Annotated in this window: 24 protein-coding genes; 9 read left to right on the forward strand and 15 right to left on the reverse strand. The window is 61.1% G+C overall.

Annotated elements, in window-relative coordinates; all coding sequences use genetic code 11:
• Positions 1 to 67 precede the first annotated feature (67 nt).
• Together KIO76_RS15545 and KIO76_RS15550 are read left to right on the forward strand one after the other, a co-directional pair.
• The gene (locus tag KIO76_RS15545; RefSeq protein ID WP_213324107.1) at positions 68 to 1,258 is read left to right on the forward strand and encodes a tyrosine-type recombinase/integrase; all 1,191 of its coding nucleotides are present in this window, start codon (positions 68 to 70) and stop codon (positions 1,256 to 1,258) included.
• 88 nt (positions 1,259 to 1,346) lie between these two features.
• Entirely contained in the window at positions 1,347 to 1,646 is a 300-nt protein-coding gene (locus KIO76_RS15550; RefSeq protein ID WP_213324108.1) for a BrnA antitoxin family protein, read from the forward strand.
• On the opposite strand, the gene KIO76_RS15555 is transcribed toward KIO76_RS15550, so the two are convergent.
• Positions 1,603 to 1,980 (reverse strand): hypothetical protein, encoded by a 378-nt coding sequence (locus KIO76_RS15555; RefSeq protein WP_213324109.1) that lies wholly within the window; start codon positions 1,978 to 1,980, stop codon positions 1,603 to 1,605. The genes KIO76_RS15550 and KIO76_RS15555 overlap by 44 nt on opposite strands.
• Before the next feature lie 1,035 nt (positions 1,981 to 3,015).
• Between KIO76_RS15555 and KIO76_RS15560 the strand changes: the two genes are divergently transcribed.
• The 3 genes from KIO76_RS15560 (at position 3,016) to KIO76_RS15570 (ending at position 5,349) form a co-directional block, all read left to right on the forward strand.
• The gene (locus KIO76_RS15560) at positions 3,016 to 4,518 is read left to right on the forward strand and encodes a hypothetical protein (RefSeq protein WP_213324110.1); all 1,503 of its coding nucleotides are present in this window, start codon (positions 3,016 to 3,018) and stop codon (positions 4,516 to 4,518) included.
• On the forward strand, positions 4,478 to 4,807 hold the full coding sequence (locus tag KIO76_RS15565; RefSeq protein ID WP_213324111.1) for a hypothetical protein: 330 nt from the start codon (positions 4,478 to 4,480) through the stop codon (positions 4,805 to 4,807). The genes KIO76_RS15560 and KIO76_RS15565 overlap by 41 nt, the downstream gene beginning before the upstream one ends.
• Positions 4,808 to 4,875: 68 nt before the next feature.
• Complete coding sequence (locus KIO76_RS15570) at positions 4,876 to 5,349, forward strand: preprotein translocase subunit SecD (RefSeq protein WP_213324112.1); 474 nt, start codon at positions 4,876 to 4,878, stop codon at positions 5,347 to 5,349.
• A gap of 888 nt (positions 5,350 to 6,237) precedes the next feature.
• Here KIO76_RS15570 and KIO76_RS15575 read toward each other — a convergent pair.
• On the reverse strand, positions 6,238 to 7,800 hold the full coding sequence (locus KIO76_RS15575) for a recombinase family protein (RefSeq protein ID WP_213324113.1): 1,563 nt from the start codon (positions 7,798 to 7,800) through the stop codon (positions 6,238 to 6,240).
• 278 nt (positions 7,801 to 8,078) lie between these two features.
• Positions 8,079 to 8,522 carry a hypothetical protein gene (locus KIO76_RS15580; protein WP_213324114.1) on the reverse strand — a complete coding sequence of 148 codons (444 nt, stop codon included), beginning with the start codon at positions 8,520 to 8,522 and terminating at the stop codon, positions 8,079 to 8,081.
• Between the two features lie 175 nt (positions 8,523 to 8,697).
• On the opposite strand from KIO76_RS15580, the gene KIO76_RS15585 reads away from it, so the two are divergent.
• From KIO76_RS15585 to KIO76_RS15595, 3 genes are read left to right on the forward strand one after another with little or no spacing between them, the layout of a single operon-like run.
• The gene (locus KIO76_RS15585; RefSeq protein WP_213324115.1) at positions 8,698 to 8,982 is read left to right on the forward strand and encodes a helix-turn-helix domain-containing protein; all 285 of its coding nucleotides are present in this window, start codon (positions 8,698 to 8,700) and stop codon (positions 8,980 to 8,982) included.
• Entirely contained in the window at positions 8,979 to 9,179 is a 201-nt protein-coding gene (locus KIO76_RS15590; protein ID WP_213324116.1) for a type II toxin-antitoxin system HicA family toxin, read from the forward strand. The genes KIO76_RS15585 and KIO76_RS15590 overlap by 4 nt, the downstream gene beginning before the upstream one ends.
• 39 nt (positions 9,180 to 9,218) lie before the next feature.
• A complete protein-coding gene (locus tag KIO76_RS15595) occupies positions 9,219 to 9,440 on the forward strand; it encodes a type II toxin-antitoxin system HicB family antitoxin (RefSeq protein ID WP_213324117.1) in 222 nt (73 codons plus the stop codon).
• Positions 9,441 to 9,500: 60 nt separating this feature from the next.
• Here the strand turns inward: KIO76_RS15595 and KIO76_RS15600 are convergent, their stop codons facing one another.
• The 12 genes from KIO76_RS15600 to KIO76_RS15650 form a co-directional block, all read right to left on the reverse strand.
• Positions 9,501 to 9,851, reverse strand: a complete 351-nt coding sequence (locus KIO76_RS15600; RefSeq protein WP_213324118.1) for a hypothetical protein — start codon at positions 9,849 to 9,851, stop codon at positions 9,501 to 9,503.
• Positions 9,852 to 9,862: 11 nt separating this feature from the next.
• Positions 9,863 to 11,164 (reverse strand): S49 family peptidase, encoded by a 1,302-nt coding sequence (locus tag KIO76_RS31385; protein ID WP_213324119.1) that lies wholly within the window; start codon positions 11,162 to 11,164, stop codon positions 9,863 to 9,865.
• Positions 11,161 to 11,535, reverse strand: coding sequence for a hypothetical protein (locus KIO76_RS15610; protein ID WP_213324120.1), 375 nt, complete (start codon positions 11,533 to 11,535; stop codon positions 11,161 to 11,163). Before KIO76_RS15610 ends, KIO76_RS31385 begins: the two co-directional genes overlap by 4 nt.
• A gap of 23 nt (positions 11,536 to 11,558) precedes the next feature.
• Positions 11,559 to 14,363: a phage tail tape measure protein gene (locus KIO76_RS15615; RefSeq protein ID WP_213324121.1), complete on the reverse strand. Its 2,805-nt coding sequence runs from the start codon at positions 14,361 to 14,363 to the stop codon at positions 11,559 to 11,561.
• A 7-nt stretch (positions 14,364 to 14,370) separates the two neighbouring features.
• Positions 14,371 to 14,751 carry a hypothetical protein gene (locus KIO76_RS15620; protein ID WP_213324122.1) on the reverse strand — a complete coding sequence of 127 codons (381 nt, stop codon included), beginning with the start codon at positions 14,749 to 14,751 and terminating at the stop codon, positions 14,371 to 14,373.
• Positions 14,748 to 15,767: a hypothetical protein gene (locus tag KIO76_RS15625; RefSeq protein WP_213324123.1), complete on the reverse strand. Its 1,020-nt coding sequence runs from the start codon at positions 15,765 to 15,767 to the stop codon at positions 14,748 to 14,750. The genes KIO76_RS15620 and KIO76_RS15625 overlap by 4 nt, the downstream gene beginning before the upstream one ends.
• A 956-nt stretch (positions 15,768 to 16,723) precedes the next feature.
• A complete protein-coding gene (locus KIO76_RS15630; RefSeq protein WP_213324124.1) occupies positions 16,724 to 17,143 on the reverse strand; it encodes a hypothetical protein in 420 nt (139 codons plus the stop codon).
• Between the two features lie 429 nt (positions 17,144 to 17,572).
• Positions 17,573 to 18,676: an AAA family ATPase gene (locus tag KIO76_RS15635; protein WP_213324125.1), complete on the reverse strand. Its 1,104-nt coding sequence runs from the start codon at positions 18,674 to 18,676 to the stop codon at positions 17,573 to 17,575.
• Complete coding sequence (locus tag KIO76_RS31770) at positions 18,676 to 18,918, reverse strand: DUF6074 family protein (RefSeq protein WP_363316796.1); 243 nt, start codon at positions 18,916 to 18,918, stop codon at positions 18,676 to 18,678. Before KIO76_RS31770 ends, KIO76_RS15635 begins: the two co-directional genes overlap by 1 nt.
• Positions 18,919 to 18,930: 12 nt before the next feature.
• Positions 18,931 to 19,158 carry a helix-turn-helix transcriptional regulator gene (locus tag KIO76_RS31390; RefSeq protein ID WP_291975331.1) on the reverse strand — a complete coding sequence of 76 codons (228 nt, stop codon included), beginning with the start codon at positions 19,156 to 19,158 and terminating at the stop codon, positions 18,931 to 18,933.
• Complete coding sequence (locus KIO76_RS15645; protein WP_213324126.1) at positions 19,151 to 19,402, reverse strand: helix-turn-helix transcriptional regulator; 252 nt, start codon at positions 19,400 to 19,402, stop codon at positions 19,151 to 19,153. Before KIO76_RS15645 ends, KIO76_RS31390 begins: the two co-directional genes overlap by 8 nt.
• A gap of 77 nt (positions 19,403 to 19,479) precedes the next feature.
• A complete protein-coding gene (locus KIO76_RS15650) occupies positions 19,480 to 20,106 on the reverse strand; it encodes a ParB/RepB/Spo0J family partition protein (RefSeq protein WP_213324127.1) in 627 nt (208 codons plus the stop codon).
• Positions 20,107 to 20,251: 145 nt separating this feature from the next.
• Here KIO76_RS15650 and KIO76_RS15655 point away from each other — a divergent pair, with 145 nt between their 5' ends.
• The gene (locus KIO76_RS15655) at positions 20,252 to 21,178 is read left to right on the forward strand and encodes a DUF4238 domain-containing protein (RefSeq protein ID WP_213324128.1); all 927 of its coding nucleotides are present in this window, start codon (positions 20,252 to 20,254) and stop codon (positions 21,176 to 21,178) included.
• Positions 21,179 to 21,720 lie beyond the last annotated feature (542 nt).

Below are 21,720 nucleotides of genomic sequence, written 5' to 3' on the forward strand. Positions count from 1 at the left end.
TTTGACGGTACTTTTCGACCAGAATACCGTCACCCTGATTTTCAAATACCGTCAGGGGGTCCATTCAATGTCGTTGACAGACACCGCGGTTCGCAACGCCAAGCCAACCGGTAAGGCGATCAAGCTCACGGACAGCGGCGGCCTCTACCTCTATGTCTCGCCAACCGGTGGCAGACTGTGGCGGATGGACTACCGTCACCTTGGCAAGCGCCAAACCGCATCGTTCGGCGCATATCCGGCGGTTGGACTGGCGGACGCGCGTCGGCGACGCGACGAACTCAAGCAGCAGCTTGAACAAGGGATTGATCCAGCCGCTGCGAAACGAGCGGCGGAGCTCGCAGAGCGACATTCCGCCGCTAACACCTTCGAGGTGATTGCCGACGAGTACCTGGCAAAGCTCGCCCGGGAAGGACGAGCCGACACCACCATGAACAAGGTCACCTGGCTCCTTGATTTTGCGCGTCCGGCGCTGGGTCGGCGGCCGATCACCCAAATCAGCGCTGCGGAAGTCCTCGAGGTGCTCCGCAAGGTGGAAAGCCGTGGGCGTTTCGAGACGGCCAAGCGCCTGCGAAGCACCATTGGCAGCGTGTTTCGCTATGCGGTCGCGACATCGAGAGCCGATAACGACCCAACGTTCGCGTTGCAAGGCGCCCTCGCCTCGCCTCCGCCGAAGCCGAGAGCCGCTGTCACAGATCCGAAGGCATTTGGCGGCCTGCTGCGCGCGATCGATGCCTTTGACGGCCAGGCCACGACCCATGCAGCCCTGAAACTGATGGCAGTGCTGTTTCCTCGACCAGGCGAACTTCGCATGGCCGAATGGGCTGAGTTCGACCTGGCAAAGGCAATCTGGACCGTGCCGGAGAAGCGCATGAAAATGCGGCGACCTCATCGCGTTCCGTTGCCTACGCAAGCCGTGACAACACTGACCGAGCTGCAAAAAGCTACCGGCAACGGCAAGCTCCTCTTTCCGTCCGTCAGAACGGTCCGCCGCCCGATCTCCGAGAACACGCTCAACGCCGCTCTTCGGCGGCTTGGCTACGACAAGGATCAGGCGACAGCCCACGGCTTCCGCGCCACCGCGTCCACCCTGCTCAATGAGAGCGGACTTTGGAACCCGGACGCGATCGAGCGCCAGCTGGCGCATATCGAAAACAACGACGTGCGCCGCGCCTATGCGCGCGGCGAGCATTGGGACGAGCGGGTGAGAATGATGCAGTGGTGGGCCGATCGTTTGGACGATCTGCGCGCTGCTGTTTAAGGTGGTGACGGGCGCAGGAACCCGATGTTCAAGACACAGCGTCCCAACTATGGGGCATCGCCGTCACCGCTGATAGGAGGATGGGCCGATGCCCAAACGAAGGACCGAGAGCATCGAGGACCCCGACAATCCCGAATGGACCGACGCGATGTTCGCGCGCTCGAAGCCTGCGAGCGCGCTTCCGCCGGCGATCCGGAGCGCCTTTCCAAAGACCCTGCGTATGCGCCCTTTAAGCAAGAGGACGACAGAGACGGTCACGCTCGACCTCGACAAAGAGCTCCTGGACTTCTACCGCTCCGGCGGAGAGGACTGGCAAACCCGGATCAATGACGCGCTTGTCGAGGTTATGCGCGCGGCGAGGAAGCGCGGACGGCCTCCCAGGGAATAGCGGTCGCTACCTCTCCCGCAACAGCCGCCTGCACGATCGGCTCCCGCTCATCCGGCGGCATCTGCGCCAGCGCGTCCAGCTCGACGCCCTTGTCGAGGCTCGTCCCGGCAATCCGCTGGAGGGTGTCGGGGCCGAGCGCCTTGCCGCGGCGCGCGGCTCGCTCGACCGTGTCACGGCTTTTCCCGGTAGCCCTTGCGGTGGACGTGGTGAACGCAGGTTTCAAATCCGCAATTTGCGGTTTTGATCTCCGGTCCCCACCAGCCCTTACCTCCGGATGCTCCTCCTCATACAGCCCCTTCCGGCGCGCCATGAGCCGCGCCTGGAGCGCGGGCATGAGCTTCCTGAGCGCTTGGTTCTCGTCGATCTCACTGTTTTCAGCCCAGCGACGAACGTCTGGTGGTCGGCGTTCTCTAATTGACTTTGCCGTTGCCTCGCGATTGCCTCTGAGTGGGGTATCGGGGGGTAGCGCATGCGTGCCGCAGCTATTGCAATCACAATCGCGATCACTATTGCCGGTTGCGGAGCCCAACAAAAACGCATCTCGACAACCGCGCCTCCCGTTCAGCCCGCGGCGGCAGTTGTTCAAACACCATCTCGTCCTTTAGGGCCTGCGGCGGGTGACATGTTCTCCGTCTCTTTCCAAAGCGGGGCGGCGAACTGCTATGGCTCCTATCAAACCCTGAACGGCGTCTCGGATCTTATCGCCCGCCTTGTCTGCGACGATGGCACTAGAGGCGTGGCAGTGGCATCGCCTCGGGGGGGCACCACAGCGCTCCTCTTCGTCGGAAATTCGACGGTGGAGGCCAAAGTGGATGGGCACCCAAGAGGGACGGGGTATATCACGTCGCTGGCGGGAGAGGATCTGGCGGATCTGGAGCGTGTCAATGCCGCCCTGGAAAGATCAAACTTGGCACCGACGTCAAGCTCTCCTCCAGTGCAGGGCGCGTCAGTCGCAGCGGCAGAACCTACTGTGATACCTGCGCCGGCAGCCGCTACGGCGGCGCCATCGACTTACGTTCCCCCTACGACCTACGGTAGCCGGCCCAGCTCGAGCAACGGCTGCGAAAGCCTTGGATGCTATGGCCAAATCAGTACCGTTACAGGTTTGCCTCGTACTAACTACGTAAGCGGGTACACAAGGAGAGACGGCACCTATGTGCGCCCGTACTATCGTTCAAGGCGATAGTGGGTTCTCGCATTCTTTTAGATGATGGATCCGGCATCTGATGGCGCCGTAAACGTGCGCTCGACCCAACTCTTCAGGGATTATCGATCGCTACCGGCTTTCAACAAGGCAAAAGCTTTCTTCGCTTGCGGATCGCGAAAGGTTGATGTTTTGCTGATGCATCTCTGAGATGGTGCCGGCCCATTGCAAAAGCTCTTTCCGAATTTTCCTAAGTTTTTTCAGCGACGCTTGAAAGATGTTGGGTCCCAGTGGGGCGCGGCACCTGCCAAAATTCCATTGGACGAACTGACGGCGGCCTTCCTTCGCTTTTATCGACGGAGGCTAAAGAAGGGCGCAGTAAGTGGTGTTTATGCCAAAGTGGCGCGTGTTGGACGGAAAAGGTATGCACGCCGGAAAACCCGCGAAATAGCAAAACGATTACGGCGCGGTGCGAGGGTACCACTGCCCAGGGCATTGCTCCTATCGAGATACAGACCTTCTCCACTGCTTACTGGATTGTATCCCGATCGTGAGGCTAACTGGCGGCCGGTCACAAAGCGTCGTGGCAAATTAGGCTATCAAGATCTTTCGCTTAGTAATTTCTCATTGATTGACTACCCGGCCGAGACCCTGAAAGCTATTAAGAAGCTAGCAGCCATCGAATGCGAAGCAGCGACCGCTCATCTGCACTTCGACGACGATCATTGCATAGACATTGCGCCGTATCTCGTCCTAGCGGAAATTTGGGACGATATGGCCCATGTTTTTCATGGGGGCCGTATGTCGATGCCGGTGCAGAAGGTCGTTGAAGCCGTCGGGCTGCGAAAGCCACTCGGGATGCGCCTCGAGCTTGCTAGCGACTTGAGCGACGTTTGGGCGTTTCCATTGCGGAGGAGGCGACCACCGCGGACATCCAAATCCCCGGATCGCGATCTGGCTCCTCAGCCGAGGGAGAAGGTTTCGGACGATTTTTGCGACGCCATTGATGAGTGGCTGCTCGAGGCGGCCGAGCTTGGGCTAACCACGAGCGGCAAATCACAATTCTCAAACATTATCGGGGAACTGTTAGATAATGCTGAGCGACACAGTGATCCAGTTTCCAAGGATGGGAGCTGGTCTGTGGCCGCCTTTATGGCCAGAAGGCGCGAAGGTGGTGAAGAGGTCTTTCGTTGCCACATGGCATTCCTGTCAGTCGGAGCTTCGATTGCAGAAAGCTTGGACACGGCCGAGAAGAGAACTCAAGACGACATAGTTGCCTATGCGACGCGACATAAGCGCACCGGACAGTCAGCCGCAACTTTGGCCACATTGATCGCATTGCAAGACGGCGTTACCCGTGACGCTGACGCCTCCGCTCATTCTAGGGGGGGCGTTGGATTTCAGGACGTTTTCGAATTTGTAAGTGGTCTTGGGGCTACGACCGAGCCGAACAGGGAGCCGCGCATAACGATTGTGTCAGGCTCCTCTTGCATTCAGCTCCGCCCCCCGTACCTACTAGGAAGGCGAGGTGACGCGTTCAGGCCTCGTGTGTTATGGTGCAACGCGAACAATAGCCCGGATGAGCCGCCCGATCGCCAGTTCGTGTTCGACCTGGAAGATCGTTTCGCGGGGACCGTCATTGGGGTGTCTTTTGTGCTGGATGTAGAGTTTTTGAAGGCGGCGGTCGATGTTGGAGATCAAGCTGAGCGAACTGACGGGCAACGGTGAGGTTCGGAACCTATCGGGTCACGAGCGCGGTCTCGCTGCGCGCAAAAAGTTTCAGCTCGAGGCAGCAGACGAGCGTGGTGAAGAGGTGCTCGTAGTCGTACCCCATGAGGTCTATACGCTTACCCCCTCCTTCTTCCAGGGTATGTTTGCTGAGAGCGTGCGCCGTGCTGCATCTCGTGAAAAATTTTTAGCTCGATATCGCTTTGATGCCGATCCTGTTGTCTTGCGGCAAGTCGAGAGCGGCATAAGTGCGTCGCTGATGCGTAGAGGCTCCATTCTAGCTGCATGACGTCCGGCGCCCCTGAAACTCACTCGCTCTGGTTGCAAGCTATCCCTTGGGCGGCGACATGGCTTGGATTGATTGTTACGTTCATTTTCAACGTAATAAATTACAGGCGGACGAGTAAAATCAGGGACGATAGCGTTAAGCTTGATGAGTTCAAGAGGATGCGAACGCCAGTGGACTTGGCACTCGGCCTGCTCGGTGAGTGCCGCCTAACACTTCGGAGCCTTGAGGCCTCCGGAGCGCTAGTAGATGCTGTAAGAGACACAGCTGGTGATATCAATCGAGAGGTTTCAGTCGCATATAACCGCCTGGAACATGCCTTCACAAGATTTGATGAAAGCGAATTCGCCCTAGGATGCGATTGGGTACAGTCTCTCCAAGATCCTTGGGAAGCTTTTGTAGCTGAAATGGATCGGGTATATGCCCCTCACAAATCTCTTGATCAAACTAAGGAAGTTATCCGAAAGGCGGCTGATCAGCTCGGCGTATTTATTTCCACCGTCAATAACCGTCTAGACAAAGAGCTGAAGAGATATACTGGTTAGTAGGTCGTTCCGGCCCGTTTCTTCTAAGCCGTTTCACACCCCACTGGGCCTCGGCTGGCGGTGGCGCTCGGTCGCTAGGCCATGGTAGGCAGCATTATGAGCCGCCATTTCAGTCCCGAAGCTTGAGCATGATCCGCGCCATCCCCGCCAGCATGGACCCCGCGACCGTCGCGCTGATCTAGGACGATCTGCGCGAGAAGCCGGGCGGTCTAATAGGCAGATAGCCGGTGAACTCGGCGTCGACGATAAGACCGTAGGTAGCGCCAGGGCGCGGCTACAAGGACGTGCGGAAATTCCGCACGTCGCGACCGTCACCGACACCAAAGGCAGGAGGCAGCCGGCGCGAAAACCCAAGCCTCCGGCTCCTCCGACCAACGTCACCGCATTCCCCGCGCGCAGCTCGGGCGAGCGCCCGATAGAGGAGAGAGCGCCGCGTCATGACAAACGGCTCGACGATGGTAATATCCCGCCGTCCTCGCTCCCCCGAGGGCAGGCCCCGGCCGCGAGATCGCTTCCCCGATCAAGCTAGAAGGCCGGGGCCATCCTTTTGCAAAGCCAATCCGACAGGAGGAGGAGCTACCTAAAGCGCTCAATTACGCGCACATGCGTGAGCCGTCGTCGATCCACGACGAATTCCTGCTCATGCGAACCAGCCCAATGATCATCGCGGGCGTAGAGGATGGCTTCCGGTTCGGCGAGTTCCTGTAGGACCACAGAACCGGAACCTGCGCGGATCCTACGCGTATCCAACGCAAAGGCTCGAGCCACGTCGAGGCTCAAACCTAAGCTGGCGCGAGCAACGGCACAGCCCTTCCAGTATGGATCGCCACTGCGCACATTGTTTCAGGCGCGCCGCGCGAAGCAGTTTTGCACAGCGCGCCGCGTCCCTCACTCCATATATCTGGCCAGGCTGCCTTTGACCTCGATGCGGTAGGGCTGGTACGCGACCGTCCTGTGGACGATCACGGACCCGACGAGATCGCGTATCCTTTGGACAATCACTTCATTGACCGTCCCTGGAGCGTGGATGAGCTGATCGAGAGATCTGAGGCTTTCCGCATACCTTTGCTGGGTCGGATCCGTCGCCGGCGGCTTCATGGTCGCCGCGCCAGAACCTCGCTTTGATTTCGCGGCCTCCGCGCTGGCGCGGCGGCGGCGCAGGTCGGCCATCTCTGCCGCCACGTCCTCGTCCGACATGGCACCGGCCGCCACCACCTTGACCAACCGCGCGATCGCAGCCTTGATGTCTGCTATCTCGCGATCGAGCTCAGCCTCGGCACGCTTGGGCGCAAAGCCCACACGCCGGTATTCTGCCGCATAGGCAGCCTCGAACGTTGGACCGAGCGCAAGATCGAACAAGGCTGCGCGCAGCGCATCGAGCACAGGGCGTTCGATCTTCTCGATATAGTAGCGACGGCTGTTCGTGCAGGTCCGGCTCTCCTTGTGGGTGGAACAGAAGACGCGCGGGCCGCCACGGTCGGGACCGGCTGCGGCCAACCCGCCGCCGCACTCCGCGCAGCGGAGCAGCCCAGAGAGGAAGCGGGCGTTCTTGGGCGTCGGCTGCCCATGAGCCCAGCCACGCTTTTTCTTCCGATCGGTGGCAACGGCCGCGGTTGCCTCATCCACGATCCGCAGATGCGGCACGTCAGCGGTCTGCCATTCAGCCTCGGGATTGACCCGGGAGACGCGCCTGCCCGTCTCCGGGTCGCGGACCATGCGGACGCGGTTCCAGATCAGGCGCCCCTGATAGATCGGGTTCTGAATGATCCCATTCCCGCGCTTCGTGTTGCCGTTGATCGTGGACGAGTTCCACCGGGCGCCGCGTGGCGGTGGTACGTCCTCGTCATTGAGCATGCCGGCGATCGCGCGCGGCGAGATCCCATCTCGATACAGAGCAAAGATCCGCCGGATGACCTCGGCTTCCTCCTCGACGATCTGGAGCTCTCCGGGCTTTCCCGAAACAGGCCGATATCCGTATGACCTGCCGCCGGCGTTTCGGCCGTCCCGGATCACGCCGGACATGCCGCGGCGCACCTTGCGCGCGTTGTCCTCACGATAGAGCTGGCCGACAAGGCCGCGCAGGCCGACGGTTACGGTATCGGCGCGACCGTCATGGACCGCGAGGATATCCACACCGGCGAATGTCAGCCGCTTGTGGATGGCAGAGAGGTCTTCCATATCGCGAGAGATGCGGTCCAGGGCTTCGACGACCAGCACGTCGAACTGGCCAGCTCTCGCCGCCTCCATCATCGCGAACAGGCCGTCCCGGCCGATGACAGATCCGCCAGATCGAGCGCGGTCGGCGTATTCGGCCACGACCGTGAGACCGTTTTTCGAAGCGTACTCTCGACAAAGCGCCTGCTGATCCTCAATCGACCTTTCGGTCTGAAGCTCGGTCGAGAACCGGCTGTACGTCACCGCGCGGGCGTGGGTCGTCGTAGTTCCTGTCACTGGGTACCTCCATTCCGGCCGTTCTTGCGTCGATGCGCGCCTGCCTACGGGCGAGCGCTTCCACCAATTCGGCGAAAGCAGGAGGTGGCTTTTCTCGTTCCAGGGTCATGTCGTCTCCAGTCCATAAGAAATGGACCGGAACCTTCCCAGCCGCCGACAATCTGTCCAGCCCGGGCGCGATTGCACGGCGCGCAAAAAAAAGGGCCCGGCCGCCATAGCGGACCGGGCCCATCACAGGATCGCTGGAAGAGACAGCGGCAGGGTCGCCGCTGGGCGCGCTACGTCAGTGCGGCGGACGGCTGGCGCCGCTCCTCTTCCCTCAACCGCGCCGCATCGCGAGCCGCGCTCTCGATTAGGCGGAAGTCGCGCTGGTCAACCCATTCACCGCCCAGGAGATCGATGGCGTGGATCAATTTCTCTGCCAGTTCATCGACCGACACCGCCGGCGTGGCGACTAGCCGGTCGATGACCGCTCCTTTCCGATCGGCGATCATACGAAACACGGGGCTCTCTTGATCCCGTTGCGCTGCCTTGGCAATCGGCTCGTCGAAGGCCGCATCGTCCCAATACGCGTAGCGATCCAGAAGCGCGGCCACGGTCGTTTCATCGGCGACAGCTGGGGGCAGCAGGCGCGCGGCAAGCGCGGCCTGCTCGGACCGTGAGAGCGACGGAAGGTCGAATGGATCGGACGGCGGTTCGTTGGGGGGAAGCGATATCGACATGGAAGGCCTCGGTCATCAGGGCGAGCGAAAGCGTTTGCCGCGCACAGGGGTCGCGGCAGCGGTGAAGGCAAGCAACGTTTTCCGTTGTTTCTAAAAGTTAACCACGAAGCTGATCGCGGTCCATCTTTTTTCGTTGGTTCTGGCTACTATTTCGCAATGCGCATATTGTGCGCGCATGATGACAGCATCCCAATGCCGCGCCGCCAGGGCGCTCCTCAATTGGTCGCAGGTCGACCTCGCAAACACCGCGCAGGTCGGCATCTCGACCGTGCGGACCTTCGAGGCCGATACGGCGATCCCCCGGCGGGCGACGCTCGCCATGATGGTGCAAGCGTTCGAGAAGCACGGCATCGTCTTTCTCGCAGCCGGCGACCCGGCGCTTGGCGAAGGCGTCAGCCTGCGCCAGAGTGCCGATGAGGGACTGAAGCCTGAACAGCTCAACGCTGAGAACGACGGGTGAGCAAGCGCCTGGAGCAGATGCGCCGCAACCCGCAATCCGACTGGTCGATCGCCGATGTCGAGGCGGTCTGCCGGGAGCATGGTATAATCTGTGCGCCATCGCGATCAGGCAGCTCTCACTACAAGGTGACGCATGATGCGATGCCGGAGATCCTGACCGTGCCTTTCAAGCGACCAATCAAGCCGGTATATATATGAAAGCTCCGTCGCATTCATCGACGCGGTAAGGAGGTCCCAATGACCCGTCTTGAATACCCGGTCGTTGTCGAGCCACTTTCCGCTGAGGACGGTGGGGGCTTCGCGGCGATCGTCCCGGATCTGCCAGGCTGCATGAGCGATGGTGAGACGCCGGAAGAGGCGATCGTCAACGTGCAGGACGCAATCCTGACCTGGATCGAAGCTGCACGCGGCATGGGCAGACCTATTCCCCGGCCATCGCGGCATCTGGCGATAGCCTGATCCCCTCGATCCGATCTCTTGAGCAGCGCCCCGCCCAAGGCGAGGCGCTGTGGGGACTTGTTAGGCTGCGTCGTCGATGATGTTGTCGAACAGAACCGGGTCCGCGATACACGCCCGCAGCACCGCCGTCGCCAATTGCTCAGGCGACACGTCGCGGCGGTCGGCAGCCGTTTCCAGGGCTGACAGCTCCCGTCGCCGGAGCACGAGCGGCAGCGGCCGATCGTCAGCGGTGGACGGCATCGCCAGTCCGGCCTTGCGCAGCATGGCGCGCACTTTATGGCTGCTTGTCCCGCCCAGCGCCGTCGCGATCTCTGTGCCCGAGCGGCCGGCGCCGGCCATGAAGGCAGCGCGCATTTTTTCAGGGCCGTAGTAAAGCCGGCGCGGCGTCGAGCGACGCGTTTTCTTTTCCATGCCTCTCCTCCTTAAAGAATGGCCCTGCCGCGGTGGGCACGGTCAGCGCGAGCTTGCGCCAGCGTGACGAGCGGCGATTTCCCAACCTGTCCGTCAGAGCCCTGCCGGGTTGCGGCGGCTGCGGCGCTGGAGCGCGCCAGGGTCACGATGGCGGCCTCACCGGTCTTCGCTCCGTTGGCGAGCCCGGTTGCGGCAAGCCTGGCGCGAAGATCGGCGGCGGATGCGCCGGCGCGAACCTCCGCTTCGATGTCAATTCCGGCGGCAACCGCCGCCGGCGTCATGGCAATGAATTCGTGGGCTTCAGAAACAGAAATGGTGTCGGAAGTCATCGTCGATCCCCGGGTTGATGAGATTGATGTGGAGCGGACGCTGGCACGGCCCAACCGGCTGGGCTTCGCGTCGATGACCTCCTCTAGTGTCCCGAGATCGTCGGCAAGACCGCGCCGAACGGCCTCGCGACCGAGAAAGGTCTCCGCCTCCGTTGAGCGGATGGCGGCGGCTGACAGGCCCTTGCGGCCAGCCGCGACGCACTGGACGAACAGGGAATAGAAGGCGTCAATGTCTTTCTGGAACCTCGCGCGAACAGCATCAGGCAGCCGCCCGTAAGGGTTCCCATCCACCTTGTGCGCGCCAGCGAAGATGAGGGTGGGCTTGACGCCTTCGGCCGCGAGATATTCCGAGATATCGATGTGCAGCATGATGACGCCGATCGAGCCAGCGAGACCCGTCGGGATGCTGATGATCCGCGAGGCGCCGGAGGCGATGGCATAGGCGGCCGATGCCGCCATGCCATTCACCATCGCGATGACGGGCTTTTCCTCGCGCACCTTGCGGACGAGAGCGGCCGTCTCGAAAGCGCCGCCAGCCTCGCCGCCCGGGCTTTCCAGATCGAGCAGGATCGCGCTGACTTGCGGATCGCGAGCGGCGGTGCGCAGCGAATGCGACAGGCCTTCGTAGGATACGAGGCCCGAGCTTGCCCCGACCCAGGCGCCGCGGTTCACCAGCTCGCGAATAATCGAAATGATTGCGGTACCGTCCGCCGTTACACGATAGGGCGTCGGGCGGCCATCAGGACCGGTGCGGTAATCGCCGATAAAGCGGCTGGCTCGCGGAGAATGGTATTCCACGCTGCCATCAGGCTTCTGCTGCGCATTGAACGCCTGCCGCGTCGTGCCGGCGTCGTCGTCGCCGCCCGCACCGCGGCGCATCTCAAAGCGCGAGAGAAGGAACGAGCTGATTGTCCGGGCGGAAACCTCTGTGAGAAGCAGCGGCCGGTTAAAGAACTGGCCGGCGATGCGGTGGGGCGCGATCACCGGTCAGAGCTCCCAGCATCGGCTGAGCGGCGAGCCATCTCCACGAGCGCGGAGCGCTTGGGTCTAGGCGGACCGGCGGCGAGGGCTGGCGCTTCGGGCGGGGCGGCGACGACGACGGTGGCGTCGCTCCGCGCTGCGGCGGCGTCTAGGACCGCCAATTGGAGGCCACGCGGGTCAATCCCCAACTCGAGGGCAGCGGCAACATCAATGGAGATGCCGAGACGCCGGGCCTGCGCGCCCACGCTATGGATCTCGACAGCGCGGCGACGTTCCGCCGCCGCATCCGCCGGCTTGGGAAGTCTCGCCAGGGCGGCAATATCGATTGCGCCAACCGGAAGCTCGGTCGTGTCAGGTTGGTCGTAGTTGTGCATAGGAATTCCTCCTCTGACTTCCGTCAGCGCGCCTCAATTCCGATATCTGCGTGAATGCCGCGGATTTTCTGAGCGAGCCTGTCTTGAGCAGCGCGGCCGACTGACTGCGCCAAAGCCCCTGTCCGGCTCAGCTCCGAGTTAATCTGACGGGCGAGGTCCAGCGTCTTTGTCAGGTCGGAGGTATCCACCTTCGGCTTCGCGGTCACGTCGAGGGCCGACTTTATGCCGGCGCCGGTCTCCTGCGCTTCCGCCTTCGCGGCGCCAAGCGCCGAGGTGTCGACCTGCGCCTTCACATTGGGACCGCCAAGCCGAATATGGTCCGGGCTCAGCTCGGGCTGGCGGACTTCATCGGGACGCGGGGCATTCAGGCCCGTCGGGACCTGCGCCACGCGCCGCGTGTCCCAGTCCGACAGGTAGCCTTGGTTCGACCTAGGCTGGCTCTTGCCAATGCGGCTGAGCCCATTCGACCCAAGCGTGAAGTCGCGCGCATTCATTTCGGTGCTGGGCGGCACCTTAAAGACCTGCGACTTCTTCGACTTCAGCTTTTCCCGATCCTCAAGGAGGCGACGGACGTAGTCAGCGTCGTTCTCATCCTCACTGTCGAGTGACCGGCGCGCATACCAAGGCTGATACCTTTTGCGGGCCTCTGCCAGCGTCGCGTCGCCATGCTCACGCCGAACGTCCTGGCTGGTCTTCTTCGCTCGCTGAAGGCGCTCGTTCTCATCAGGAGTTGTCGTATTCGCCAATTCCACGGCAGCCAGCATCGGCGCTGAGCTGAGCAGGGTTCGCCAGAGAGCAGCCACGACACCGAGCTTCTCTGCGCCCGCATTCTTCGGCAGGTCCGCGAGAGTTTCGCCTTTGGACCCAGCGAGGACAGCGGCGGCGCGCGTCAGCGCGACCGCGGAACCATCTAGTTTTAAGGCTGAGCCCTTGAGCGCGATGTCGGATCCACCGAGACCGAGGACGCCACCGAGAAGCTTGGCACCTTTCCACATCGCCGCAAGGGTCGCCGTGCTGACGACGAGCACACCAAGGGCAGATGCGGCCTGAAGGGCCTTGCTGTCCATTTCGGAGATGCCGTCGAACATGTTCCCGAGTTTGTCCATCGAGAACTTGAGGACCCCTTCGTTGGCCTTGCCAATCGACAGCGTCAGATTTTCGACGGACCCCTTCAGGTTCTCGAGAGAGCCACCGAGACCGGACATGATATTCGTGGCCATGTTCTTGGCCATGTCCTCGTCATCGCCGGCATTCTTGATCTGAAGCCACATCGCCTTGAAGTCATCCCAGCCGGCCTGCGTGATCGCGCCGCGGCCGCCCTGACGATCCGTGAAGATCGCGTTGAGCTGGGCCAGCGTCATGCTCGATGACATGATGGCATCGAGCAGGCGCTCAGCATCGACCGTCTGCGCCGACAGCGCATGAAAGGTGTTCGCGACCTTGGCGATGTTCTGCCGGTCCGCCGGACGCATCGTTCCCTTTTTGGTCGTCGGAAACTGCTGCTCCACCGCGCCGGTGACCTCTTCGACGAACCGGGCGCGGTCCTTGATGATGTCCTTGTCGGACATGATCTTGCTCAGGCGCCGCTTCGACGCGTCCGTGAGCTTGACGCCCATGTTCTGCTTAAATTGGCCTTCCAGACGGTCCGTGCTGAGCGTGTCAGGCATGCCGACGTAGTCGGAATAGTTGATGCCGCCGGCATTAAGCGCCGCCAGGCCCTTCTTTGTGGGAGAGGCGAGCTTGGCGGATGCGGACCTGATGAAGACGCCGGCCTCGTCGCCGCGCAGTCCGCTGCGCCTGGCGAGCGCGCCCATTGCCATGGTCGTATTCGTCGAAAGCCCTAGAGCGGTCGCCGCAGCCGCGCCATACTTGAAGAACTGCTGGACATCTTCATCGTCCATGCCGCCCAGCTTCGCCATTTTGACGATCTGGTTGACGGCTTTACCGGCCTCGTGAAGCGCCTTTTCCTTCGTGGAAATATCCTTGCGCGTCGCAAGCAAATAGGAGCGGACGGCCTCAGCAGATGTCTCGAGATCGGCCTCCATGATGAGCGCGTAATTCTTGACATGCTCCATCAAGCCTTGGGCAATCTCAGCTCGCATTCCTGGTGAGATGGGCCCTAGCCCCTGCATAGCCTTTGTTTGCGCGCGGACAACATCGAGGTTCGTAAATGGCGTTTCTTGACCGATTTTCTTTGCCTGCGCGATGAGCGGTGCCTGCTCCTCATCCGAAAGGTGCTGAAAGTTCTGCTGATATTTGATGCCGAGATCGAACTCAGCGGCGCTCACGATCGCCTTCTGGCCGAAACGCCGCGCCTGGTAGCCCATGTAAAGCGCGCCGGCAGCTCCCATGCCGCCAAGGCCGCGAAGCGCGTCCGCGCGCTGCGCGCGGCGCTGGAGCGCAGCATTCGTGCGATCTATCGCGTTGCGGAGCTTTGCCTCTTCGCCGGCCAGTCGGCGAACCGATCCACCTGACTGCTCAAGGGCGGTGCGCGCCTGGCGCGCAGCCTGCCCCTGATCCATGAACGCCTTCTTGGCACTCGCCGCCGCACGCTCGGCTGCCTTCAGCGCGCTCTGCAATTTCCGCGATGGGCTGTCCGTCCCAGCGAGCTCGGTCTTTAGCCGCCGGACTTGTTCCTGCGCGTTCTTGAAGGCGGCCGACGCGTCCTTCATGGAGCGCATTGCCTCGCGGAAGGCGTTTATCTTCCCGAGCTTCTCGAGATCCTTTGTCGCGGAGGCGAGACCCTTGAGCGAGCCGGCCGCACCCTTCGCCGGCCCACTCATCTGGTCGACAAGCTTCAAAATCAGGGAGGAAGTTACCGTCGCCATGGAGGCCTCAGTTCAATTGGCCTGATCGGCCAGCTTCGATCCGCTCGTCAATGGCGTGAGCCAGCCCGTTCATCTCAGCGGCACTCTCGTTGAGCGCGCGAGCGAGCGCATCGCGCATGCGGTCGAGGGTGGATACGTCCCCGCCCACCTCGGCGGGGACCCGGATGAGCCTCAGCGCCAGGCGCTCGACCAGACCCTGAAAATTTGCACCGACCATTGCCACGGCCATGGCCGTCTCCGCAGAGGCGGCCGGTGGTGCAGCGTGGGCGAGAATTTCCAGCGCTCGACGGCTGAAGTCTCCCTCTGCCTCACCGACATGAGGCTCGATCGTAACGCCATACTGCCGGCCTAGGGCCGCAATGCGCGCACCAAACTCGGGGTCGATCATTCGGACGCTCCGATCGAGGTAAGATATCGCCGGACCTCCGTCCACACAGGCTGCGGTGGCGATGCGCAATTGATGGGGTCCGCCTTGGCCGCCTCCGCTGCGATCCAATCCAGATGTTGCAGGACGCTATCCGGCGAGGCGTGCAGTTCATGCAACGGCTTCCAGGCGGCCGGCTCCCCGTAGGCGTGGCGAACGGGTGGCAGTGCGATCGACGACGCCAGGGGCGTCGGCGTGTACGCAGCCTTCTCGTTGGCGAACTCAATGACCTCGTACACATCGGTCAGCACAAATTTTTGGACCGCAGTGTTGAAACCGTGACTGAAATCCGAATTGGGCGCTGGCTCGAAAGAATACGGGCGAGGCGAATTGAAGTTCAACTTACGACCCGACCCGGACACATACCCAATTGTGGGGTCATCGGGATCGACTTGGAGGCCAGGAACCTCCCTCCCTCGGACGTGGCCGCTGCTAACTTCCACCCACGCTTTCACTTTGCGGCGCTCAGATCTGAAGGGCTTCTCCAGTACGGACCTGCCGCGGAGCTCCACCCCAGTGAGGTATCCTGCACCATCGGGAAGGTCGGCGTTCACGGCGTCGACCGCGCGCTGGGCGGTCGCGACGTCGCGCAATAGCGCTTGAGTTTCCCGGGCAATCTTCGCGAGCCGACCGTCGATCGACGCGGCGATCTCGTTGGCGCGGGCATCAGCTTCGGCATACCGACGCTTGCGTTCTACGGTTGCCTCGGCGGCTTGAGCGTCGGCAAGACGCTCCTGCAACTCCGCAATCACACGGTCGAAGCGCAGCACTTCCCTTTCAGCATCCGCAATCGCCGCCCCGTTCGCCTTCCACTTGCTGTCATCAAGTGCAACTTCGGCATCGGCGTCGCGGAGGCTTTCTAACCGCCGGCGGGCGGCGTCGCGTTCGGACGCGGCCTGCGCGATCAACTTACCCAATTCCACTGATGGCGTCGGCGTTTTGCTCGCCAATGCCCGTTTCAAGCTCTGAAATACGTTCATGATGTCCCGTCAGGAATGGCGGCCGCCGATGGGAGCGACGGCCGCCGGCGCTGGGCTCAGTCCGGCAGGAGCGGGCGGACGGCAGGTCAAAGGTAGTCCTAAAAGGCGCCTCGCACAATAAAAAAAGTTTCACTACAAATACATAGTCCGCAGTTGCTCGTAGTTGCTCAAGCGTAGACGCAGTTAGTCGCAGTATGAATGCGCGCGAGTGGCGTCGAATACAATTGTCCAGGAAAGATAAGCGGCCATCGGCGTCAACGCAGCGCACGGCCTGCGCCGGACCAATGACGACAAACGTCGTGCCGTGATGCGGCTCCTTGAGGATGCCGAATGGTCAACTTGGAGCGATCAGGAAATTTCCCGACGCTGCGCGGTCAGCCCCACGACGGTAGGAACCATCCGGAAGTCACTATCCAATTTGGATAGTGAGCCTCGATCGTTCCGCACCAAGCACGGCACCATCGCCACGATGGATACCAAGCGGATCGGCCGGCGGCCGGATCCGCCGCCATCTCCGGAGCCTGTCTCTACCTCTCAGCGGCCGGGCATCATCTGCACGTTTGAGGCAGGCCAGTCGGCCCCTTCATCGGGCTTTCTGGGGGTGGATTTCGGCATGAGGCGATCCCAAAACAAAACGGCGATTGCGAATTTTCAAAAACGTTCATTTTTAGCGCTGGCACCGCAGCGCGGCACCCGCCCCGGCACAGGAGAACCTAGTGCCGGGGGCCAGCCCGCCCGCACATCCTCGCGGATGCCCCATAGGATGCCCAGGGAAGGCCCAGGAGCGGCCTCGGCTCAGTTCCGCTTGTCCGGCGTTGATAAATCGCTCGTGCGTCTCTACGGCCTCGTAAGAGGCTTACGGCATGAGGCGCGTTATGCGGCGTAGAATAGACGGCTCGACGATGGTCTGGACGGACTTACCGAACACGTCCGGGCGATTGTCGGCTGGGATGCACTCAACCATCAGCCTCATCCACGATGAGTGGCGCGGACTTCGCGTACTCCTGAAACCGAGCACGGGTGGACACGGTGGCCAGGTCCCACGCCGCGGTCAGCGTGGCCAGGATTTCGGCCTGGGACGCATGCAACGATGCCGCCCTATCATCGCCGTCAGCTTGCGGTTTCCTCGCCGGCGCCGGCCGCTCCTGCGCAGGCGCATCCGGCTTGCGCTCGTCCTTCACGCCCCTGGCGCGAGCGATCGCCTGGTTGACGCGGCGCTTCGATACGCCGAGCGCCTTCGCAGTCTCGGTCGCGGTACCCTTTGGCTGTCCGCGACCTTTACGAATAGTGGGAACAGCTTTCCCACTATTCGCCTCCCGCTCCGCCAGCGCCTCGGCATACGCGACGATCAGTCGGTCACGGTCGTCCTGGCTCAAGTGCTTTCGGTGCAGGTTCTCCGCGAGCTCCGCCAGAGCCGGACGCGCAACGGCGCGCCGGCCCTTGGAATGCTGGACCTCGGCCAGGAGCCATGCGCCGGGATGGTATGAGCGGCACTGCCTGGCGCTAGCGCGAACGGGCTAGAGGCGCCGAGATGATGACGATCTCACCGACTGGCCAGGCCGGGCCGCGCTCCGCGCGCGGACCGGCTAGCTTAGGAGCAGGAGAGCGCTGACCTGCGGCGCCATGCTCAAAAAGGGTAATTTATATAATGGGGGGTCTGGGGGGCGTTGGATGACCGTTGTCCGCCACCCGTTGGAAGGGTTGGAAAGGGGTTGGCGGATGGTTGGAATGGGCGTTGGAATGCGGTTGGACGTCGCTGCCCGGACTTTTTACGTGCGTTGGAAGCAGGTTGGAAGCGTTGGAAGTCAAGCGATGACCAAACTCCTGCGGGGTTTGGAGCTCGAGCCGACTTTGCGCATGACTACATCCCCCGCTCCGATAAGCCGCTTCATCGCCTTCTCAAGGGGCAGTTTACCTATGTGTTCTGCATCTGGCTCTCTCGCAAAAACGGCCGGAGCATAGTTTTTGGATGGTGTGTCAGACACGACCTGACCTATCGCGTTGAATTTTTTGAGCATCCGCAGAAATACCGCGTCGGCTTCGGCGTCATAGCTGTTATCGGGCATTCTTGATGTTGCCTCGTCATCGCGCTCGAACGTCCCATCATCCCAGAAGATCCTAATTGCCCGTCCTTTGCGCGAGTAGTTTGCCTTCGGGACAGTGAGGATGCGGACATCATCACTGTCGTCCTTCCTTCCGGCCTGTAGGTGCAGCCGCGACCGAACAGAGTTGTTCCATGCCGTCGATCCCGAGATACCCGAACCATTCATCTTTCCGGCATTCGACGGATGCGTGAGCAGAACAACAGCGAGATCATTCTCGATCGCCAGGGTCCGAAAGATCGATATGAAGCTTCGGACCTGCACACGATCGATTTCATTTCCGCCAAAGATGTCGGCCAGAGCATCGAGGACGAGAAGTTTCGGCCGAAAGGTGTCACAAAAGGCCTTCAGCTCCTCGAAAAGTGGCGTCGGTTTGAGCTCGCCACGATCTGGGATCGCCAAGACTGAACTTCCGGAAGATTGATCAAGTATGTGTAACCCAGAAAGGTCATCCCGCTCGATTTTGTGCCTCCGACTGATGCAATCCAAGCGCCTTCGGATTTCGTCAATTGGATCTTCCGCAGAAAGATACAGTGCAGGGCCTGCCGCCACCTCCATACCGAGCCACGGCCGCCCCGTCGCTACCGCGACAGCAAGCTGAAGGGCGATCTGGCTCTTGCCAAGTCCGCCGTCCCCACCGATCGACGACACGGTTCGGTCTGGGATCAGCTCCGGAACGATCCAAGACCGAGGTAGAGCGGCGCGGTTCATGATGTCGGCACCGCAGTAAAGTTGCTTGAGGGGAGCGAGAACCGCGGGCTTCTTTATACCTGTGTTTTGCCGGACGGCGAGGCGCTCAGCGCTCATCAGGCGATCCTCTCAAAGACGGAACGCCACAGCTCAGCCCTAATCGCACCTTCCAGCGCCGCGCCTTCCGCTGCTGCGATCCGTGGTTCAATTCCGAAGGCCGTCAGGGCGTTTATGTGGCCCCTGCACGTTTGCGCGATCGAGCGGTTTGCCGCCTGGGTCGGTAAGTCGGTTGCTCGCCTGACGTTTTGACGGATTATGCCGATGAGGCTCGTCGCGGGGAATGGAACAACATGCGCCATAAGATACCTCCATCAAGTTGATTGCCGAGTGTGCTCAATAAGCCACCGAGTAACGTCCTCGTCGCGGTATCGGACCCGCGAGCCAACCTTCACGAACCTCGGGCCTCGTCCCTTGCTCCGCCACGAATTGAGCGTCGAGATGGACAACCCGAGCCGGGTGCCGACTTCGGAGACGGTTCGAAGGTCGCTCGCGTCACGAAGGTCCTGCTCAGGAAGTTGCGAGGATGCAATATTACTCACTGGCGTCCTCCTGTTTGCCGTCGCGTTCAGCGACGCGCGCGTCGATGTATTTGGCCAGATCTTCGCGGCGCCAGCGCCGCGTCTGAGCCGACAGCGCGATGGGCCGCGGAAACACGCCGTCTCGCACCAATCGCCAAAGCGATGATCTCGAAATACCTAGAACTCGACACACCTCCGCTCCGTCAATAAGTTCACTAGCAGTAACCAAGCCTTGTTCCGACACGTAGTTGCTCGCAGTGAGCATGAAACGCTCCTGTTTAAAATAGACATCGATTTTGGGGCACAGCAGCGCTCCGTAGTCGGGCGCAATAAATTCAATGGTTAACAGGACTTGAAAGTCAAGACCGTTTCGACGAGTTGGGCGTATTTGCGCCCCGCAGCAACGCGTAGAGCAGAAAAAGCGTCAGAACGTGTACGTTTTTCCAACTCTACCTGCCGCAAGAACTCCTGCCGGGTAGCCTCATCAGCCTTCGCCCAGGCGTCGAGCAGCATCTGGAGTATCGAGGGCGTCTCAGCCGGCGGCGGAGCGATCCGCTCCTCGGTACCGCGGCGGATCGCGGACACCTGCAATTCCGGCGTAGGCTCTCTGGCGGCGGCGAGAAGTACCGTCTGATTACCGGCCACCCCGCGCTTCCGCGCCTCGGCTTTCGCCTCCGGCGCAAGCGCGGCGACCTTGACGGCGCGTTCGACGGTTTGCCGGGTCATGCCGAGATCTTTGGCGGCTGCTCTGATGCCCTTATTGCGCGGTTGCTTCCCGCCAGGAGGTGGCCCAACTTGGGCCACCTTATCCGCCAGCGTCCGTTTGCGCTCATCACGCAACGCGATCCATGATGCGATCAGCTCCCCGCGTTCGATATCATCGATCTGCCGGCGGTGCAGGTTCTCGGCGATCTCGGCGAGCTTGCCGATGGTCGATGCGTCGGGCGCATCGCCATCCAGCGGCGGCAAGAGTATAGCCGGGATCTCAGGCCATCCCAGCTCAATCGCTGCCCATAGGCGCCTTTCTTCCGGTCACAGGTGCCGTCAGGCTGCCGCACTGGATCTAGCGCTTTTATGGCCCGCAGGTATGCTGGTGGGTAGGGGGAAAGCGCACATGACGGCAATCGAGCCATTGCCCTGGAGGCATCATTTCGTACCGGCGTTCTATTTGCGACGCTGGGCCAATAAGGACGGAAAGCTCGTTGAGTTCAGCAAGCCCTATGGCGATCAAGTTAAAGCCAAAAGACGACATCCTGAAGAGACCGGCTTTGATGCGCACGTCTACAATGTCCGCACCGATAGCGGCGATATCGTGCTTTGCCTTGAGAATGATTTTTTCAAAGAACTGGATACTCTCGCCAGCGACGCTCTTCGTCTCATTGAAGATGACTTCCATAAAACAAGCAGCAACTATAAACTTAGAAGCGCTTGGTCGAGATTTATATTGTCGATGATATCGCGACACCCCGAAGATGTTACAGAGATGGGCAATCGCTGGCTGGACCGCATGCTAGATGTTTCCGATAAGTTTCAGATTGAATACAGCGCAGAGAGATCACCCACGGATCCTGGCGAGTTTCGCGAGTGGATTGCAGGCTTGGAGAAAAGCGAACACGCTCGGCACGCGCTTGAGTTGCAGGCAGAGATGATCGACAGCCCTGTACTCGGCACGATCCTCAATGACATGGAATGGTCGGTCATCGAGACCACCGGAGCCGCACACCCCCTTCTGACAAGCGATCGGCCGGTCTCTCGCGTAGGCGCTCTTACCAGCCGAGACGCCTTGATCGTATTGCCCATTGGCCCCAGCAGGTTCTTCGTAGCAACTAATGATGCTCGCCACGGACGTTCTATCCGGCAGCTGGGAGCATCAGGCAAAGTTAGGGACTTAAATCGAGAGACAGTGCAGCGAGCGGTTCGGTTTGTGTATGGCCCCGATGACGCACAACTCGTTTTTGTGCAAAGGCACATGGGGACCTTTCAGCTGCCGTCACGCTTCGTAGGAGCGCCAAGTCACGCGAGCCGGCGAAGCGCTCGCTAGACCATGGACTTATCAACAGCAAGCGCCTAGCGTCCTAAAACCAAGGGCCAGGCCGTGACGGTATTTCTGACGGTATCCGCCCAAATCGTTGTGATAATTCTCTTTTTAAATCAGCATGATAGGACGCGAATTAGACGCCGCCCCCGGCACCACTTGCCCCTTCCCAGCTCGTTTCAGCCTAGCTCAGTTTGGCGCAATGCGCCTTTAAAGCCTTTGCGCGCAAGGCCTTTTGGATCTTGATGTGTTCAGGCTGTTCCCGCGATGACAATCCTGAGGAAGTCAAGCTCACGCATTTGACGAGGCCCCGGGAAGCTCCTGCTTTCGCTCGTGGACAAGCCTCTCCGCAATCAACGCCGCCGATCGTTCGATATTTCGACACGCGTTCCGGATGGTTGCGTCGCGGCTCGCATTTGGATTACCCGGATTGAGGGGGCGCGGACTTGGCGAGAAATCTTGAGGTAAGCTTGGTCCCTGCTTTTTTTACCCGGCTTGAGGGATCCGATCGCGCCCCCGCGCATTAACTATCCATGGTGAACACACCG

The organism is Chelatococcus sp. YT9 (assembly GCF_018398315.1).
GTDB lineage: Bacteria > Pseudomonadota > Alphaproteobacteria > Rhizobiales > Beijerinckiaceae > Chelatococcus.